Genomic DNA, 657 nt, shown 5'->3' with positions numbered 1-657 from the left:
CGCCTCGCGCAGCGAAGGTGCCCCCGGCGCCGTCGTCGAGGCGATCGTGCAACACGTGCCGGTGCTGGCCAGCGACCTCGCTGCGCACCGGGGTCTGCTCGGCGCCGCCTGGCCGGGCCTGTTCCCGGTCGGGGACGCTTTCGCCCTCGCGCGACTGCTGCAGCGACTGGTCGACGATCGCGCCTGGGCGGCCGGACTCGAAGCGCTGGCTGCGAAGCTCGGCGAGCGCTTCCGTCCGTCGCGGGAACGGGCCGATTGGGCAGCGCTGTTCGCGGAGCTGGGTGTCGGATGACTGCCGCAACGCCGAGGGCTCGGCGGTGCGCAGAAGGGCGGTCGCGCCGGAGTTCCTTGGCGCCGACCATGGGAACCGCGGTCTCGATGGCCCAGGAACCGCGCTCGGCATGGACACGACGACCCTCGACATCCGCGGCATGACCTGCGCCGGCTGCGTGCGCCGCATCGAACGCACGCTCGGCCAGGTCGACGGCGTCGCTTCGGCGCAGGTCAACCTCGCGACCAACCAGGCGCGCATCGCCTTCGATCCGGTGCGGGTGCGTGCCAGCGACCTGGTCACCTCGATCGAAGCGCTCGGCTTCGGCGTCGCGGTGCCAGCCGTCGCCGGCAGCAAGGTGCTCGGCGTCGTGCCGCCGGACGAAG

The 657-nt window shown here is 73.1% G+C and carries 1 protein-coding gene; it reads left to right on the top strand.

The features are described 5' to 3' along the window. On the top strand, positions 1–657 hold a 657-nt coding region (locus JNK74_29140), incomplete at both ends, for a heavy-metal-associated domain-containing protein (GenBank protein MBL7650244.1).

Source organism: Candidatus Hydrogenedentota bacterium, assembly GCA_016791475.1.
In the GTDB taxonomy this organism is placed as follows: domain Bacteria; phylum Hydrogenedentota; class Hydrogenedentia; order Hydrogenedentales; family JAEUWI01; genus JAEUWI01.
Note: the sequence above shows the minus strand (reverse complement) of the source record. Positions and strands in the feature narration are given on the sequence as shown.